The sequence below is a fragment of the Dechloromonas sp. HYN0024 genome (assembly GCF_003441615.1).
GTDB lineage: Bacteria > Pseudomonadota > Gammaproteobacteria > Burkholderiales > Rhodocyclaceae > Azonexus.
On record NZ_CP031842.1, the window covers coordinates 2796234 to 2813167 of the forward strand.

17 protein-coding genes are annotated in these 16934 nt (G+C 62.4%); 12 read left to right on the plus strand and 5 right to left on the minus strand.

Features of this window, described 5'->3' with window-relative positions:
* Positions 1-11: 11 nt before the first annotated feature.
* From HYN24_RS13440 to hemF, 8 genes are all read left to right on the plus strand, one after another.
* Positions 12-884, plus strand: coding sequence for a 1,4-dihydroxy-2-naphthoate polyprenyltransferase (locus HYN24_RS13440; RefSeq protein WP_117609721.1), 873 nt, complete (start codon positions 12-14; stop codon positions 882-884).
* Between the two features lie 69 nt (positions 885-953).
* Entirely contained in the window at positions 954-1970 is a 1017-nt protein-coding gene (gene dusB / locus HYN24_RS13445; RefSeq protein ID WP_117609722.1) for a tRNA dihydrouridine synthase DusB, read from the plus strand.
* A complete protein-coding gene (locus tag HYN24_RS13450) occupies positions 1967-2200 on the plus strand; it encodes a Fis family transcriptional regulator (RefSeq protein ID WP_117609723.1) in 234 nt (77 codons plus the stop codon). Before dusB ends, HYN24_RS13450 begins: the two co-directional genes overlap by 4 nt.
* A 5-nt stretch (positions 2201-2205) precedes the next feature.
* A complete protein-coding gene (gene purH / locus HYN24_RS13455) occupies positions 2206-3798 on the plus strand; it encodes a bifunctional phosphoribosylaminoimidazolecarboxamide formyltransferase/IMP cyclohydrolase (protein ID WP_117609724.1) in 1593 nt (530 codons plus the stop codon).
* Positions 3799-3862: 64 nt separating this feature from the next.
* Complete coding sequence (locus HYN24_RS13460) at positions 3863-4168, plus strand: excalibur calcium-binding domain-containing protein (protein WP_117609725.1); 306 nt, start codon at positions 3863-3865, stop codon at positions 4166-4168.
* Between the two features lie 13 nt (positions 4169-4181).
* Positions 4182-5459 carry a phosphoribosylamine--glycine ligase gene (purD, locus tag HYN24_RS13465; RefSeq protein ID WP_117609726.1) on the plus strand — a complete coding sequence of 426 codons (1278 nt, stop codon included), beginning with the start codon at positions 4182-4184 and terminating at the stop codon, positions 5457-5459.
* A 12-nt stretch (positions 5460-5471) separates the two neighbouring features.
* Complete coding sequence (locus HYN24_RS13470; protein ID WP_117609727.1) at positions 5472-7094, plus strand: GGDEF domain-containing protein; 1623 nt, start codon at positions 5472-5474, stop codon at positions 7092-7094.
* Between the two features lie 9 nt (positions 7095-7103).
* The gene (gene hemF, locus HYN24_RS13475; protein ID WP_117609728.1) at positions 7104-8009 is read left to right on the plus strand and encodes an oxygen-dependent coproporphyrinogen oxidase; all 906 of its coding nucleotides are present in this window, start codon (positions 7104-7106) and stop codon (positions 8007-8009) included.
* Positions 8010-8051: 42 nt separating this feature from the next.
* Here the strand turns inward: hemF and HYN24_RS13480 are convergent, their stop codons facing one another.
* From HYN24_RS13480 to hemC, 4 genes are read right to left on the minus strand one after another with little or no spacing between them, the layout of a single operon-like run.
* Complete coding sequence (locus HYN24_RS13480; RefSeq protein WP_117609729.1) at positions 8052-9236, minus strand: heme biosynthesis protein HemY; 1185 nt, start codon at positions 9234-9236, stop codon at positions 8052-8054.
* Entirely contained in the window at positions 9233-10237 is a 1005-nt protein-coding gene (locus HYN24_RS13485) for a uroporphyrinogen-III C-methyltransferase (protein WP_240327680.1), read from the minus strand. The genes HYN24_RS13480 and HYN24_RS13485 overlap by 4 nt, the downstream gene beginning before the upstream one ends.
* Before the next feature lie 32 nt (positions 10238-10269).
* Entirely contained in the window at positions 10270-11052 is a 783-nt protein-coding gene (locus HYN24_RS13490; protein ID WP_117609731.1) for a uroporphyrinogen-III synthase, read from the minus strand.
* Between the two features lie 6 nt (positions 11053-11058).
* Positions 11059-11994 carry a hydroxymethylbilane synthase gene (hemC, locus tag HYN24_RS13495; protein WP_205421395.1) on the minus strand — a complete coding sequence of 312 codons (936 nt, stop codon included), beginning with the start codon at positions 11992-11994 and terminating at the stop codon, positions 11059-11061.
* Positions 11995-12055: 61 nt separating this feature from the next.
* Between hemC and HYN24_RS13500 the strand changes: the two genes are divergently transcribed.
* The 4 genes from HYN24_RS13500 to pepN all read left to right on the plus strand — a co-directional run bounded on the left by HYN24_RS13500 (position 12056) and on the right by pepN (position 16358).
* Positions 12056-12475, plus strand: a complete 420-nt coding sequence (locus HYN24_RS13500) for a thioredoxin family protein (protein ID WP_162888741.1) — start codon at positions 12056-12058, stop codon at positions 12473-12475.
* Positions 12472-13077, plus strand: a complete 606-nt coding sequence (locus HYN24_RS13505; protein ID WP_117609732.1) for a methyltransferase domain-containing protein — start codon at positions 12472-12474, stop codon at positions 13075-13077. The genes HYN24_RS13500 and HYN24_RS13505 overlap by 4 nt, the downstream gene beginning before the upstream one ends.
* Before the next feature lie 111 nt (positions 13078-13188).
* Positions 13189-13671, plus strand: coding sequence for a hypothetical protein (locus HYN24_RS13510; RefSeq protein WP_117609733.1), 483 nt, complete (start codon positions 13189-13191; stop codon positions 13669-13671).
* Positions 13672-13763: 92 nt separating this feature from the next.
* Positions 13764-16358, plus strand: a complete 2595-nt coding sequence (gene pepN / locus HYN24_RS13515; RefSeq protein ID WP_117609734.1) for an aminopeptidase N — start codon at positions 13764-13766, stop codon at positions 16356-16358.
* Between the two features lie 80 nt (positions 16359-16438).
* On the opposite strand, the gene HYN24_RS16270 is transcribed toward pepN, so the two are convergent.
* Positions 16439-16564: a hypothetical protein gene (locus HYN24_RS16270; RefSeq protein WP_256372096.1), complete on the minus strand. Its 126-nt coding sequence runs from the start codon at positions 16562-16564 to the stop codon at positions 16439-16441.
* Positions 16565-16934 lie beyond the last annotated feature (370 nt).

Sequence of the window (16934 nt, forward strand, 5' to 3'; positions counted from 1 at the left end):
AGCACCCTCGCATGAAGACAAGCACCGCCTGGTTTCTTGCCTGTCGTCCGAAGACATTGTCGGTCTCGTTATCGCCGGTCCTCGTCGGGACGGCCGTCGCCTGGCACGACAGCGCCACCCTGCTCTGGCTGCCCTTGCTCGCGGCCGCGCTCGGCGCGGCCTTCATCCAGATTGGCACCAACCTGTTCAACGATGTCGGCGATTTTCTGCGCGGCACTGATACGCCCGAACGCCTCGGCCCGAAGCGCGCCACAGCTGAAGGCTGGCTGACCCCGGGCAAGGTCAGGTCGGGGGCCTGGCTCAGTTTCGCCCTGGCATTCCTGTGTGGCATTTATCTGGTCGCCCACGGCGGCTGGCCCATCGTTGCCATCGGCCTCGCCTCACTCGCCGCCGGCTGGGCCTACACCGGCGGGCCAAAACCGATTGCCTATGGACCGCTGGGCGAAGTGTTCGTGTTCATCTTCTTCGGCCTGATCGCTGTCGGCGGCAGCTACTACCTGCAGACGTTGAGCCTGTCTCCCACTGCCCTGCTGGCCGGCGCTCTGGTCGGAATTCACGCTGCGGCAGTGATCACCGTCAATAATTACCGCGATCTCGATGGCGATGCAAAAAATGGCAAGAACACCCTAGCTGTTCGCCTCGGCCGACCGGGTTGCCGCCGCATCTACGCCGCAGAAATGCTCGCCCCTTATGCGCTGCTGCCCCTCCTCGCCAACCTCGGCTGGCCCACAGCCCTGCCGCTGCTGACGCTGCCGCTGGCTCTCCGGCTGATCCACCGCTTTTACCGCGAAGCACCGGGTCCGGCGTTCAACAGCATCCTTGCTGCGACGGCCGGACTGCAATTAGGGTTTGCCCTACTCTTAACGCTGAGCCTGACGATTTGACTATTTTTTAAGCGCCGACTCGGGTAAAATTCGTGGCTCCCCAAGATTTACCCGACCCTTCGTACGCCCATGGAATTTGCCGGTTTTCAGCTCCGCAACAATCTGTTCGTCGCCCCCATGGCCGGCGTGACGGATCGGCCTTTCCGCCAGTTGTGCAAAAAACTCGGGGCCGGGCTGGCCGTTTCCGAGATGGTTACATCCAACTCGCTGCTCTACGGCAGCAAGAAGACCTTGCGCCGGGCCAATCACGAAGGCGAAGTGGCACCGATTTCGGTGCAGATTGCCGGGGCCGACCCCAAGATGATGGCCGAAGCGGCCAGACACAACGTCGATAACGGCGCCCAGATCATCGACATCAATATGGGTTGCCCGGCCAAAAAGGTCTGCAACGTCATGGCCGGTTCGGCCCTCATGCAGGACGAGGAACACGTCGGTCGGATTCTCGACGCCGTCGTCGCTGCCGTGCCGAACACGCCGGTCACGCTCAAATTCCGCACCGGCTGGAACATCGCCAACAAGAACGCGCCGACCATCGCGCGCATTGCTGAATCGGCCGGTATCCGTGCCGTCGCCATCCATGGCCGGACGCGCTGCCAGCAATACACAGGGGAAGCCGAGTACGACACCATCGCCTTGGTCAAGACGCTGATCCGCATCCCGGTCATCGCCAACGGCGACATCACGACACCGGAAAAAGCCAAGCACGTGCTCGACGTCACCGGCGCCGACGGCATCATGATTGGTCGGGCCGCCCAGGGCCGCCCCTGGCTGTTCCGCGAAATCGAACATTATCTGAAGACCGGCGAGCATTTGCCGCCGGCCAGAGTCACCGAGATCCACGCCATTCTGCTGGCCCATCTCGAGGACCTTTACGCTTTCTACGGCCCGGAAACGGGGTTCAAGGTCGCCCGCAAGCACATCTCCTGGTACACCAAGGGATTGGTTGGCTCGGCGGCCTTCCGCAAGGAAATGAACGTCCTGCCCAGCATCGAACAACAGATGCAGGCAGTGAACGAGTTTTTCATCCGCCAGGCGGAAGAAAACGACATCTTAAAATATGACAAAGAGGAGGCGTTGGCAGCATGAGCCAACAAGACTTGGGGCGGTGCGTCATCAGTGCACTGGAGCAGTACTTCCGCGACCTCGATGGCGAAAAGCCGGGCGCAATCTATGACATGGTTTTGAAGAGCGTCGAAAAGCCGATGCTCGAAGTGGTGCTGGCCAAGGCCGGTGCCAACCAGACGCTGGCGGCGGAGATGCTGGGCATCAACCGCAATACGCTGCGCAAGAAACTGACAGAACACCAACTACTGTAATCACCATGACCATCAAACAAGCCCTGATTTCCGTCTCCGACAAGACGGGTGTTCTCGAATTCGCCCAAGGCCTCGCCGCCCAGGGCGTCAAGCTGCTGTCGACCGGCGGCACCGCCAAGATGCTGCGCGATGCCGGCCTGTCTGTCACCGAAATCGGCGACTACACCGGCTTCCCGGAAATGCTCGATGGCCGTGTCAAGACGCTGCACCCGAAGGTGCATGGCGGCATCCTGGCCCGGCGCGACCTGCCGGAACATCTGGCGACCATTGAAGCGCACGGTATCCCGACCATCGATCTGGTCTGCGTCAATCTCTACCCCTTCGCCGCCACCATCGCCAAGGCCGGCGTCACGCTGGCCGATGCCATCGAGAATATCGACATCGGTGGCCCGGCCATGGTCCGCTCCTCGGCCAAGAACTACGCCGGCGTCGCCATCGTCACCGACCCGGAAGACTACGCCCCCCTGCTGGCAGAGATGAAGGCCAATGGCGGCGCCCTGCAACTGGCAACGCGTTTCGGTCTGGCCAAGAAGGCCTTCACCCATACCGCCCGCTACGACAGCATGATCGCCAACTGGCTGACCGGTCTCGACGACGGCGTCGAAGCTACGCCGGAAGCGGCTGCCCCGGTCCCGGCCATCTTCCCGGCCAAGTTGCAACTGGCCTTCGACCGCACGGAAATCCTGCGCTACGGCGAAAACTCACACCAGTCTGCCGCCTTCTACCGTGAACCCAGCCCGGTCGCCGGCAGCATCGCCGCCTACAGCCAGTTGCAAGGCAAGGAACTGTCCTACAACAACATCGCTGACTCCGATGCCGCCTGGGAATGCGTCAAGTCCTTTGACACCCCGGCCTGCGTCATCGTCAAGCACGCCAACCCGTGCGGCGTGGCCATCGACGGCACCCTGCTCGCTGCTTACGAAAAGGCCTTCAAGACCGACTCGACCTCGGCTTTCGGCGGCATCATCGCCTTCAACGGCGAAGTTGGCCTCGACGTCGTCAATGCCATGAACGAGCGCAAGCACTTCGTCGAAGTGCTGATCGCCCCGTCCTACACGGCGGAAGCCAAGGCCGCGCTGGCCGGCAAGACCAACCTGCGCGTCCTCGTCGTGCCCATCTCGCGCCAGCTCAACGCCCTTGAATACAAGCGCGTCGGCGGTGGCCTGCTGGTCCAGACGCCGGATGATTTCACGGCCCAGGCCTCGGGTCTGAAGATCGTCACCAAGGTCCAGCCGACCGCCCAGCAGATCGAAGACCTGCTCTTCGCCGAGCGCGTTGCCAAGTTCGTCAAGTCCAACGCCATTGTCTTCTGTGGCGGCGGCATGACCCTCGGCGTCGGTGCCGGCCAGATGAGCCGCGTCGATTCGACCAAGATCGCCAGCATCAAGGCCCAGCACGCCGGCCTCGACCTGAACGGCTCGGTCGTCGCCTCGGATGCCTTCTTCCCGTTCCGCGACGGCGTCGACGTTCTGGCGGCGGCCGGTGCCAAGGCGGTGATTCAGCCGGGTGGCTCGATGCGCGACGACGAAGTCATCGCGGCAGCCGACGAGCATGGCCTGGCCATGGTGTTCACCGGTGCGCGTCACTTCCGCCACTAAAAGCAGTCTGGATGGTTAGGGCGCGCACAGCGGCTAAACGTCCAGACCAATCACCAGATACTTGATGAAACACGTCATCGTCCTGTTGATACTTGCAGCACTGGCTTGGCACGGCTACGGCAAATATCAGCTGGCGACGGCACGAACGCTGGCAGCGGGGAGCCCAACAGCCCTCGCCGACCTGCCAGGGGAACGACCGCAAAGCCGGCCCGAGCGACCGGCCAGTGTGAACTACCATTGCGACGGACGAATTTACTGCTCGCAGATGAAATCCTGCGAAGAAGCAACCTGGTTCCTCAGAAACTGCCCGGGGACCAAGATGGACGGCAATAACGACGGCATCCCCTGCGAAAGACAGTGGTGCAACTAACAAGGAAACAGCCATGAAACTTCTAGTCATCGGTTCCGGCGGCCGCGAGCACGCCATGGCCTGGCGCCTGGCACAAACGCCCGGCCTGCAACGCGTCTTTGTCGCTCCCGGCAATGCCGGTACGGCGCGCGAGCACGAGTTGGAGAACGTCAACATAACCGATCCGGAAGCGCTGGCTGACTTCGCTGAACAGAACAAGGTGCACCTCACCGTGGTCGGACCGGAAGCCCCGCTGGCCGCCGGGGTGGTCAATACTTTCCGGGCCCGTGGCCTGAAAATCTTCGGGCCAACCAAGGAAGCTGCGCAGCTCGAATCCTCGAAGGATTTCGCCAAGCGCTTCATGGCCCGCCACAACATTCCGACCGCTGGCTTTGAAACCTTTTCCGAACCGGCTGCCGCCCATGCCTACATCGACAAGCAGGGTGCGCCTATCGTCATCAAGGCCGACGGCCTGGCCGCCGGCAAGGGCGTCGTGGTCGCCATGACCTTGCCGGAAGCCCACGCTGCCATCGACGACATGCTGTCCGGCAACAAGCTCGGCGACGCCGGTGCCCGCGTCGTCATTGAGGACTTCCTCGACGGCGAGGAAGCCAGCTTCATCGTCATGGTCGATGGCAAGAACGTCCTGGCCCTCGCCTCGAGCCAGGATCACAAACGAATTTTCGATGGCGATCAGGGCCCGAACACCGGTGGCATGGGCGCTTATTCGCCAGCCCCGTGCGTCACCCCGGAAGTTCACGCCAAGGCCATGCGCGAAATCATCCTGCCGACGGTGCGTGGCATGGCGGCCGACGGCATTCCCTTCTCCGGCTTCCTTTATGCCGGTCTGATGATTGGCAAGGATGGCTCGGTCAAGACCCTGGAATTCAATTGCCGCATGGGCGACCCGGAAACCCAGCCGATCCTCATGCGCCTCAAGTCCGATTTCGTCGATCTGCTCGAACACGGCATCGATGGCACGCTTGACCAGGTCGAAGCCGAATGGGATCGTCGCATCGCCCTCGGTGTCGTTCTCGCCGCGGCCAATTACCCCGACACCCCGAAAAAAGGTGATGTCATCCAGGGGCTGCCGGCTGGCAACAGTTTTGGCACCGACGCCCATGTCTTCCACGCCGGCACGGCCGAGCAGGATGGCAAGGTAGTCACCAATGGCGGCCGCGTCCTCTGCGTCACGGCCCTGGGTGAAAACGTCAAACTGGCCCAGAAGGCAGCCTACGAGGCGGCCGTACAGATCAGCTGGGATGGCATGCAGTACCGCAAGGACATTGGCTTCCGGGCCATTTCCCGCTAAGGCTCAGAGGCCATGCTGGCGACCCTGGGCAGCAGTCTGAAGGCGCGGATCGCCGTCGTTTCGGTATTGCTGTTTCTCGCCGGCATCAGCCTGATCACCTTCTTTGCGACGCGCATCCTGCATGACGACATGCAGGCCATGCTCTCCAATCGGCAGATGACCGGCGTCAGCTATATTGCGCGCGACATTGACGCCAAGTTGACGCTGCGTCAGGAGAGCCTCAAACGGGTTGCCCTGAACATGCCGCCAGCCCTGTTCACCGACCCCCCGGCGATGCAGCAATGGCTGGAGGACCGCAAGGCCATCCACACCCTGTTCACCATCGGGCTGATGGTTGTGCCGGCTGATGGCGGCCCGACGATCGGCGACGCTCCGCGCCTGAAAACCCGCCCAAAATCGTTTGTTGATCGCGACTGGTATATCGCTGCAACCAGTACCGGCCGCCCGGTCATCAGCAAGCCGCTGATCGCCCGGGCCACGGGCGAGCCGGCACTGGTCATCGCCATCCCCGTATTTGATAACGACAAGAAGCTGCTCGGCATTCTGGCCGGTGTGACCCCGCTCGCGGCGCCCGGTTTTCTCGACCTGATCCACGGCACCAGCCCTGGTAAACATGGCAGCTACCAACTCGTTTCGCCGCAGCATCGCCTCTTCGTTATTACCTCGGATGCCAGCAAGGCAGTCACCCCTATCCCCGCCGCCGGCGACGACCCGATAATTGATGCGGCGATCAAGGGCCAGCGCGGCATCAAAATCATCCGCAACGCAGCACTCCAGGATGAACTGATTGCCACGGCCGAGGTACCGCGCGCCAACTGGCTTCTCGTGGCCCGACAGCCGACCGACGAGGCCTTCGAGCCAGTGTCAAACTCCCTGCGCAACACCCTGCTGATTACCGCCCTGCTCTCCCTGCCCAGCATCATCATTCTGCTCTGGGTACTGAACCGCCTGCTCCAACCGATCGCCCAACTGGCCCGCGAGCTTCACGACATGGCCGACGGGACGCGCCCGATGCAACCAGTGGCAACCCATACGGCTGACGAAGTGGCCGACGTCGCCCTCAGCTTCAATCGCTTGCAGGAACGCCTCCGGTCCCAGGAGCAGCGCCTGGCCGAGATGGCTCACCACGACATGCTGACCGGCTTGCCCAACCGGCGGATGATCGACCAGCGCCTGGACATCGAGTTGCACCGGATACAGCGTAACCAGCTTGGTCTGGCCCTGCTCTTCCTTGATCTTGATCGCTTCAAGCCGGTCAATGACACTCACGGGCACGCCGTCGGTGACCTGGTTCTGGCCGAAATCGCCGGCCGCCTTACGCGTGCCGTCCGCGATGTCGATACCGTCGCCCGCCTCGGCGGCGACGAATTCCTGATCTTGCTCACCGACACCGAAAAGCCGCAGGATGCCGCCGAACGGGTGGCCCAAAAATGTATTGCCGCACTTGCCGAAACAATCTCCATCAACAATCTGGAGATACATCTCGGGGTTTCCATCGGCATTGCCACCTGCAGCAGCGAACAAGCCGCAACAATGACCGTCAAACAACTGGTCAGCCAGGCTGACACTGCCATGTACCAGGCCAAGGCCGAAGGCCGAAACCGCTACGCCCTCCCCCCCACCACAGACTCCTGAAAACGCCCCATGAGCATCGACACCGCCCAGCTAAAAACCTTTTTCACCGGCCTGCAAACCCGTATCGTGGCCGAACTCGAAGCGTTCGACGGACAGTCCTTCCGTACCGATAGCTGGGAACGCCCGGAAGGTGGCGGCGGCATTTCGCGACTGATCGAGGATGGCAGCTTCTTTGAGCGGGGCGGCGTCAATTTCTCACATGTCACCGGCCAGTCACTTCCGGCCTCGGCCACCGCTGTCCGTCCGCAACTGGCCGGCCGCGCCTGGGAGGCGATGGGCGTTTCCCTGGTCCTCCATCCGCGCAATCCCTATTGCCCGACAGCCCACATGAATGTCCGCTGCTTCGTCGCCCGCAAGGAAGGTGAAGAGGATGTCTGGTGGTTTGGCGGCGGCATGGACATGACCCCCTACTACGGCCAGCGTGACGATGTCGTCCATTTTCACCAGACCTGCAAGGATGCCCTGACCCCTTTTGGTGAGATGGTCTATCCGAAATACAAGAACTGGTGTGACGACTACTTCTTCCTCAAGCATCGCAACGAACCGCGCGGTGTCGGCGGCGTCTTCTTCGACGATCTCAATGAAGGCGGTTTCGAACGCTGTTTCGACCTCACCCAGGCCGTCGGCAATGCCTTCACCACGGCCTATCTGCCGGTGCTGGCCAAGCGCCGCGAGGTGCCTTACGGTGAACGTGAACGCGACTTCCAGGCTTATCGTCGGGGTCGTTACGTCGAATTCAATCTGGTCTGGGATCGCGGCACGCTATTCGGCCTGCAATCCGGTGGCCGTACCGAATCGATCCTGATGTCGCTACCGCCCATCGTCAAATGGCGCTACGACTGGCAGCCGGAAACCGGCACGCCGGAAGCAGAACTCTACGAGGTGTTCCTCAAGCCGCAGGACTGGGTGGTTTAGCGTTGTTGGCCGGCCATCGCTAGCGAAAAGCCAGCGACCAAACTACCGACTATCGAGCAGGGCGCTGGCCCGGTAATGCTTGTTGGCTTCTTCGGGGCGTTCCAGCTGATCGAATAGCCGGGCCAGTTCAAGATGGCCCTGCTGCGATGGGTGCACCGACAGGGAAGCTTCCAGATAGCTTTGCGCCTTGCCCCACAGTCGCTGGCGCAGGCACATGCGACCCAGGGCCTTGAGCAGGCGAGCATCGTCAGGATGGCGGCGCAGCCAGCCCTCAGCCTTGGCGATACGGGCGGTCTGCTCGCTGTTGGCCAGACGACCATAAATGGCCGCCAGGTCGGGTTGCCATTCGTCGTCTTGGGCGGCATCAAGCACACTTTCAATCAGCTTCTGCGCCTCTGCCTCGGCCCCCAGACCAACCAGCGCACGTGCGGCGGCGAGCACCACGCGGCGACCGCGCTCATCGTCAGGCACGGTGCGCAGATAGCTGGTCAGCTTGCCCTGATCGGCCACCCGCCTGGCAATATTGCCGAGGTGAGCCTGGCTGAACACTTCGCGGACCACTTCAAGCGGCAGGGCATCACGCTTGACCAACTGACGTGCCAGCTTGAGGACGCCGTCCCAGTCACCCAGCCCCTGACGGGCCCGCAGTTCCAGGCGCAGGGCGGCAATATGACGCCCCTGCTTGCCCTGCAGCTTGTCGAGCGCGGCCAGCGCGGCATCGAAGCGCCGCTCCTCGTTGGCCATTTCGGCGTCAAGCATGAGTGTCGCCGCCTCGGTACGTGGATCGTCTGTCTTGGCATGCTCCAGCCAGTATTGCTGTTTTTCCGGCTCACGCATGCGTTGCGCCGCCCGTGCGGCAATCAGTGCCGACAGGCCAGGGGCCGTACCGGCGCCATGGGCCTCGGTCGCTTTTTTCATGGCCTGACCGAAACGCCCCTCGAAAAGCAGCCGGACAGCATCCTGGAAAACCAGGCCAGCGCTTTCCCGCTGCCGCTGCGCCCGGTATTCGCGCACCCGTTGCGGCAGGCCAAAGGTCACCGACAAGGCCCGAGCCGCAGCGTAAAGACCAGCGAACACGGAGAGCAGCACAAGGATGAAAAGATTCAGGGAAATCTCGACACGCCACGGTGCCAGTACCAGCAAAACATAACCATCGTTGGTACGGGCGCCGAGCGCGACTGCAACAGCCAGCCCGCACAGGGCAAGAATCCAGAGCAGCGCCTTCACCGCTTTTCCTTGCCCTGACGCAGCGACCGCAAGGCCGCCTGGCTATCGCCGAGGTTGGGCAGCTCGACATTGATCTCGGTGGCCGTCATCTGGCGTAGGGTGGTCTGCGCCGTCTGAACTGCCTTGTCACCACCGTCGAAATGACGGCCCAGCAAATCGAGCGCCACTTTCACTTCGTTGCGGAAAGTTGCCTGATCGCGAGAAAAGAGGGCGAGTCGGGCATTGAGCAGGCGCAGCTTGAGATTTTCGCGGAGGAAGTAACCCTGACCCGGCGCCAGCAATACTGCATCATCGCGATCCATGCGCTGGATACGAACGAGGCCCTTCATTTCCTGCCAGATCGCTTCGCCGGTACGCTGCCACCACGGCAGGGAAGCCATTGCCGGATCGCTTTCAGGCATTTTTTCCGGGTGCACCGAGGAGACCAGCGGCAACTTGTCGATTCCAATGAGTACCTGCTCGAGGCGCAGGCTGATACCCGGCATATCGACGAACGGCAAGGCGTTGAGACGGGCCAGATCCTTGGCTAGCGCCTTGCGCAACGGCAGGTGCTGCGGACGGTCGAGGCGCGCCAGCTGCGCATCGGCTGTTTGCAGGGCGAGCACGGCGACCGGCAGGTTGCCTGCCAGCTGCAATTGCTGCCCGGCCAGCACGATGGCCTGTTCAACTTCAAGAAGCGTAATTTCTTCGCGGCTACGGGCAATATCCTGATAAAGCGCCTGCAAGCTCGCCGTCTGGGTCTGGAACTCGGCCAGTTTGCCATCGACCGCGCCGAGCCGGGCCTGCAGGGCCTCGATCTGCTCACGCGACTGCTTCTGGGCACCACGGTCTTCCTTGTTGCCGGTATCGAAGGCGGCCAGTTTGCCAGCCACTTCCTGCTGCACATCGAGCAGGCGATGGCGGGTTTCGAACCACTGCCAGGCAGCCAGCAGCAGCGCGGCAATGGCAACGAACAGCCAGGGACCAGTGCGCCTGGGGCGGGGCGCCGGGAGGTAAGTCATGGCTGACGGGGAGGAGTTTTCGTTTTCGGGCATCATGCCGGCCAATTATAAGCAACTAAGCCGGCGAGGATGCCGGCGTCGGCTGCTTCGGTGAGGAGAATGTTGCTTAAACCCAAAGCCAGGGCATTTTCGGCGATCCGGGCATGCGGAACGAACACGGGTGTGTTGTGCAGTAAGGCGCGGCCCTCGGCATCGAGCAAGTCGACCAGATAGCGCAGACCTTCACTGCTCGACACGGCCAGCGCATCGAGTCGGCCGGCCCGCCAGGCTGCCATCAGCGGCGTAGCACCTGTGGATGGCCCGGAGCGCTGATAAGCGGTGATGCAATCGACCGTCGCACCCCGCTGACGCAGCGTCTCGGCCAGAAGCTCGCGGCCGCCATCACCACGAAAGATGGCGATGCGCCGCCCGCCAACGCGCTCGGCGCTGAGTTCGGGCAAGGCAAGCAGGGCTTCGGAATCAAAACGCTCGGTCGGCGCGATGCAATCCATGACCCCGTGCGCCGCCAGCGTCTTGACGGTGCCTTGTCCGACCGCCGCGGGAATCAGCGATGCCGGCCAGGCTTTGTCCGCCAGCAAAACCGGTAGGGCATGTTCGACCGCATTCGGGCTGATGAACACGGCCAGCGCATAATCCTCTAACCGGGCAGCGGCTTCAACCAATGGCGCTGAATCAGCCGCCGGTGAAATCTCAAGCAAGGGGAAAATCAGCGCCGTACCACCGACCTTCGCTATCGCCTCGGCCAGCGGCGCGGCCTGCGCCTGTGGCCGGGTCACGACGATGGTTTTGCCAGCCAGAGGGCCGCCAAGGCTCATTCGACCCTACGCGTGGCAGGCCAGCTTGGCGAGGATGGCATCGGCGCCCTTGGCCCGGAGTTCGGATGCCAGTTGCAGGCCGAGCGCTTCATCATCAACCGGATTACCGCGCAGTTCGGCGCTGACCACTTCCTTGCCGTCAGCGGTAGCGACAAAGCCGCGCAGCCAGAGCTGGCCATTTTCGATGATGGCATAGCCACCCAGCGGCACCTGGCAACTGCCGCCCAGAGCGCGCGAGAAGGCGCGTTCGGCCTTGACGCAGTGAGCGGTCTCCGGGTCGTTAAGCGGGGCGACGACATCGGCCATATCGGCCGCACCATCGATCAGTTCGATCCCCAAAGCACCCTGGCCGGGGGCCGGCAGCGACTGTTCGGCAGTGAGCACCGACTTGATGCGGCTTTCCATGCCGAGGCGAATCAGACCGGCAGCGGCCAGGATGATCGCGTCGTATTCGCCGGCATCCAGCTTCTTGAGGCGGGTGTCGAGATTGCCGCGCAGGCTCTTGATAACGAGTTGCGGATACTTGGCGCGCAGAATGGATTCGCGGCGCAGGCTGGAGGTGCCGACAATGGCGCCGGCCGGCAGGTCATCCAGCGCGTTGTAGTTGTTCGAAACAAAGGCATCGCGGGGATTTTCGCGGGCCGAGATGGCGGCCAGCACAAAGCCTTCCGGCATCACCATGGGCACGTCCTTCATCGAATGCACGGCGAGGTGAGCCTTGCCTTCCTGCATGGCGACTTCGAGTTCCTTGATGAAGAGGCCCTTGCCACCGATTTCGGCAAGCGGGCGGTCAAGGATTTGATCACCCTTGGTGGTCATGCCGAGAATGACAACTTCCGTTCCCGGATTTAAACTCGATAAGCGTTCTCTGACATGCACCGCCTGCCACATGGCCAGACGGGATTCGCGGGAGGCAATGACAATCTTGGAAGGACGGGACATGAGCAGGCAATGGGCAGGGCTTTTGGGAGGGCTGATTCTAGCATGGCTGGCTGCTCCCGCCTTGGCTGCCACCGACCTCCCGGCAGCCGTAGACCTGCGCGCCGAAACGGCTCTGGCAGCGAAAGCGGGCGGCCCTCTGATCATCATCTACAGCCGCCAGGACTGCAAATACTGCGAAGCAGTCAAACGCGACTACCTCAAGCCGCTCGCCACCAACCTGCGCTTCCGTGACCGCGTGGTGATTCGCCAGATCAATCAGGATGGTGACGAACAGGCGCTTGCTGACTTCAAGGGGGCCGCCACGACGCATGCCCGGCTGGCCGCTGCGGAGAAAGTCAAACTGGTGCCGGTCGTTGCCTTTTACGGCCCGGACGGGCGGCAACTGGCCTCACCCATCGTCGGCGCCCGGCTACCGGATTTCTACCAGAGCTACCTTGAAGACGCCGTCGAGCAATCGGCCCGCGCCGTGAAAAAACCATGAGCGAAGCGATCAAACCTCCTGAGCAGCGTCCGGAACATCCGGATTTCTGGTGCAAACGCTTTGGCGAAGGTATCACCCCCTGGGATGCCGGCAAGGTTCCCGCCGCTTTTGCTGACTACATTGCTCGCCAGCCTGCCCCACTCAACACGCTGATCCCTGGCTGCGGCAGCGCCTGGGAGGCAGCCCATCTGGCCGAACTCGGCTGGCCGGTCACGGCCCTCGATTTCTCGCCGGCCGCCATCGAAACAGCCCGTCGTGTCCTGGGCCAAGCCAGTGTCGATCTCCTCTGCGCGGACTTCTTCACCTTTAGCCCGGCCCGCCCCATCGCGCTTATTTACGAACGCGCCTTTCTCTGCGCCCTGCCGCGCAAGCTCTGGGCCGAGTGGGGACAGCGCGTCGCCGACCTGCTGCCGGCGGGCGGCCGACTGGCCGGTTACTTTTTCCTTTGCGAGCAGCCCAAAGGGCCGCCATTCGGCATCCTGCCCACCCAACTCGAGGCCTTGCTGCAGGACAATTTCGAACGCATCGAAGACACCGAAGTCAGCGACTCCATACCGGTATTCGCCGGACGCGAACGCTGGCAGGTCTGGCGGCGGCGCTAAGCCCTCGGATTACAAGCCGACACAAAGTTACATTTTGTTTCAGGCGACAATGTCATCTACGCCTCATTGCAGCGCGTTATTCAGGCACTAATCACCAAGGAACGACCAGACATGAAACGTTTTTTCATCGCAGCGGCGATTGCTGCAGCCACCCTGAGCAGCGCCCCGGCCTCGGCCCAGATTTCGGTCAATATCGGCCAGCCGGGCTTCTACGGCCGGATCGACATTGGCGGCTTTGCCCCGCCGCCGCTGCTCTACCCGCAACCGATGATGATCCAGCCGGTGCCGATGAGCCGGCCGCCGCTTTATCTCCATGTCCCGCCCGGTCACGCCCGCGACTGGCGCAAGCACTGCCATCACTACAATGCCTGCGGCGAGCGCGTCTATTTCGTGCAGAACAACTGGTATGAACAAGAATACGCCCCGCGCTACCAGGAGCGCCACGGTCACCACGACCGGCATGAATACCGTGAAGAGCGGCGTGATGACCGCCGCGATTATCGGCGCGACTACCGCGAGGAATATCGCGGTGAAGACCGAGGTCGAGGCCGCGGCGAAGGTCATGAACACGGCCACGGTCGTGGCCGCGACTGACCGCATAGCCAGCAGGTTCATCATGGCCTGACAGGCCATGATGAACGGTTTGACGTATCATCGACAGCTTCCCCAGCAGCCTCGCCGATAAAATGAAAACCGATACGCCCCAGACCGTCTATCTCAAGGACTACACACCTCCCGCCTACCTGATCGACACGGTCGATCTCGACTTCAGCATCGAAACCGGCAGCACCACGGTCAGCACCAAACTGGCGATGCGCCGCAACCCGGCCGTAGCCGCCCAGCCGCTGGTCCTTGACGGTGATGAACTGACCACCTTGCGGGTAGCCGTCAACGGGAAAGAAACACCCTTTTCGGCCACCGCCAGCAGCCTGACCATCGCCGATCTGCCCGACGCTTTCACGCTGGAAACCGTCGTCCGCATCGACCCCGACCACAACACCAAGCTTCTCGGCCTCTTCCTCTCCCACGGCAGCTATTTCACCCAGTGCGAAGCGCAGGGTTTCCGCCGCATCACCTGGTTCCTCGACCGCCCGGACGTGATGTCCACCTATACCGTCACCCTCCATGCCGACAAGGCCACCCTGCCGATTCTGCTCGGCAACGGCAACCTCGATGCGGCTGGCGACGAAGCCGATGGCAGGCACTGGGCGCGCTGGGTCGATCCCTTCCGCAAGCCGAGCTATCTGTTCGCCGTCGTCGCCGGCAAACTCGACGGCCTGTTCGACACCTTCACGACCGCCTCGGGCCGCAGCGTCAAGCTGGCGCTTTACGTTGAACCGGGCAAGCTCGACCAGGCCCCGCACGCCATGGCCGCCCTCAAAAAATCGATGCGCTGGGATGAGGAACGCTTCGGCCTCGAATGCGACCTCGACCAGTACATGATCGTCGCCGTCGACGACTTCAACGCCGGCGCCATGGAGAACAAGGGCCTCAACATCTTCAGCACGAAATACGTGCTGGCGCGGGGCGATGTCGCCACCGACGTCGATTTCGAGAACATCGACCGCGTCGTCGCCCACGAATACTTCCACAACTGGACTGGCAACCGCGTTACCTGCCGCGACTGGTTCCAGCTTTCGCTCAAGGAAGGCCTGACCGTCTTCCGCGACCAGGAATTCGGTTTCGACGAGCACGATCCCTCGGTCGCACGCATCAGCGACGTGCGCGGCCTGCGCGCCGCCCAGTTCCCGGAAGACGGTGGCCCGATGGCGCACCCGGTACGCCCGTCCTCGTATATGGAAATCAGCAACTTCTACACCTCGACCGTCTACGAAAAGGGCGCCGAAGTTGTCCGCATGATCCAGACGCTGATCGGCCGCGACGGTTTCCGCCGGGGCATGGACGAATACTTCCGTCGCCACGACGGGCAGGCCGTCACCTGCGAGGATTTCGTCGCCGCCATGGCTGCCGCCTCGGGTTTTGACTTCACGCAATTCATGCGCTGGTACCAGCAGCCCGGTACGCCGCATGTCTCGGCTAGCGGAAAATTCGACCCGGACCGCCAGATTTACACCCTGCATCTCAAACAAAGCAACCCGCTGGCCAGCGATACCGCGCCTTACCTGATCCCGATCCGGGTCGCCCTCTTTGATGCCACAGGCCAACTGATTGCCGGCACCGAGAACACCCTGCTCCTGACCGAGAACGAGCAGGAATTCCACATCGAAGCCATCGCCAGCGAACCGATTCCCTCGCTGCTGCGCGATTTCTCGGCCCCGGTCATCCTCGATTTTCCCTACCGTCCCGAACAGCTGACCCGCCTGCTGGCCCATGAGAGCGACAGCTTCAACGCCTGGGAAGCCGGTCAGCGCCTCGCGTCGACCCTCATTCTCGACGCCACCGCCGCCATCGCCGCCGGCCAGCAGCCGACCTGGCCGGGTAGCTTCATCGACGCCGCCCGCCGCCTGCTGCAAACGCACGGCCAGCGGGGCGCCGCCTTCGTCGCCGAAGCCCTCAGCCTACCCGGCGAATCGACCCTGGCCGAAGCCCTCGCCGAGGTCGATCCGGTCGCCCTGCGCGCCGCCCGCAACGGCCTGCGCCGCCACATCGCCGAACAGCTCGAAGGCGAACTGACCGGCGTATATGCCGCCCTCGCCCCGACCCAGGCTTACACGCCGAGCAGCGCCGAAGCCGGCCGCCGAGCCCTGCGCAACGTCTGCCTCGGCTACCTGCTCGAACTCGACACCGCCGCCAACCGCCAGCTCGCCTTCCAGCAATTCAAAACGGCCGACAACATGACCGACCAGTTCGCCGCCCTGAGCGCCCTGGCCAATGTTGAAGCCGAGAACTGCGCCGAACGCGACAGCGCGCTGGCCGAGTTCTACGACCGCTGGCAAAACGAGTCGCTGGTCGTCGACAAATGGTTTGCCGTGCAGGCAAGCAGCCGCCGCCCCAACACCCTGGCTACCATCAAGGCACTGACCGCCCACCCGGCCTTCGACCTCGCCAAGCCGAACAAGGTCTATGCCGTCTTCCGCACGCTGGGCGGCAACCTCGCCCACTTCCACAGCGCCGAGGGCTATGCCTACATGGCTGAACAGGTGCGCGCCGTCGATGCCCTCAACCCGCAAATCGCGTCCCGCCTGGCCCGCGCCTTCGACCGCTGGAAGAAATTCGACAGCGAACGCCAGCGCCACGCCAAGGCAGCCCTCGAAAGCATCCGCGACCATGCAGGGCTGTCACCCGACGTCTTCGAAGTGGTCAGCCGCGCCCTCAGCTAACGCGTCAAACTAAGCGCCCAAAAGCGAAACGGCCTGCCAGGCATCACCCGGCAGGCCGTTTCGCTTTCAGCTTTCAGCGCTTAGCGATGGATGAGGGGAACCACATCCGACGCATGCTTCTTCGCCGCCTTTGCGGTCTTCTTCTCCTTCGGCGTCAACGCCGCCGCCTTTTTCACTTCCTTGTTGCTCTTCGTAGTCTTGCCCATGGCGATACTCCTTTGGTGCATCAGCAAATGACGATGCAGATTCAGTATAGGCTGATCTGGGAAGTTAATCCGGGAGGCGTTGAATATCGCCGCTCATTTGGCTAATGACTGCTCACCCAAGAATACCAATCAACTGCCCGCACATGCACAGATAACAATAAACACGAATATTCACTATGGATAATATTAATGTCATTATTTACGCAAAGGGAAGTTCGCATGGGATCTACAAAAACACCGTTTTCTGACCGCGTCGAATGTCCGGTAATTGGGCGCGTCGTTACTTTGTCTGGCATTCGCATTTCAACTGCTGTGGCCGTCGCGGTCACACATAAAAGGTGCTCTAACGTCGAAGCATGCCTGAAAGCAA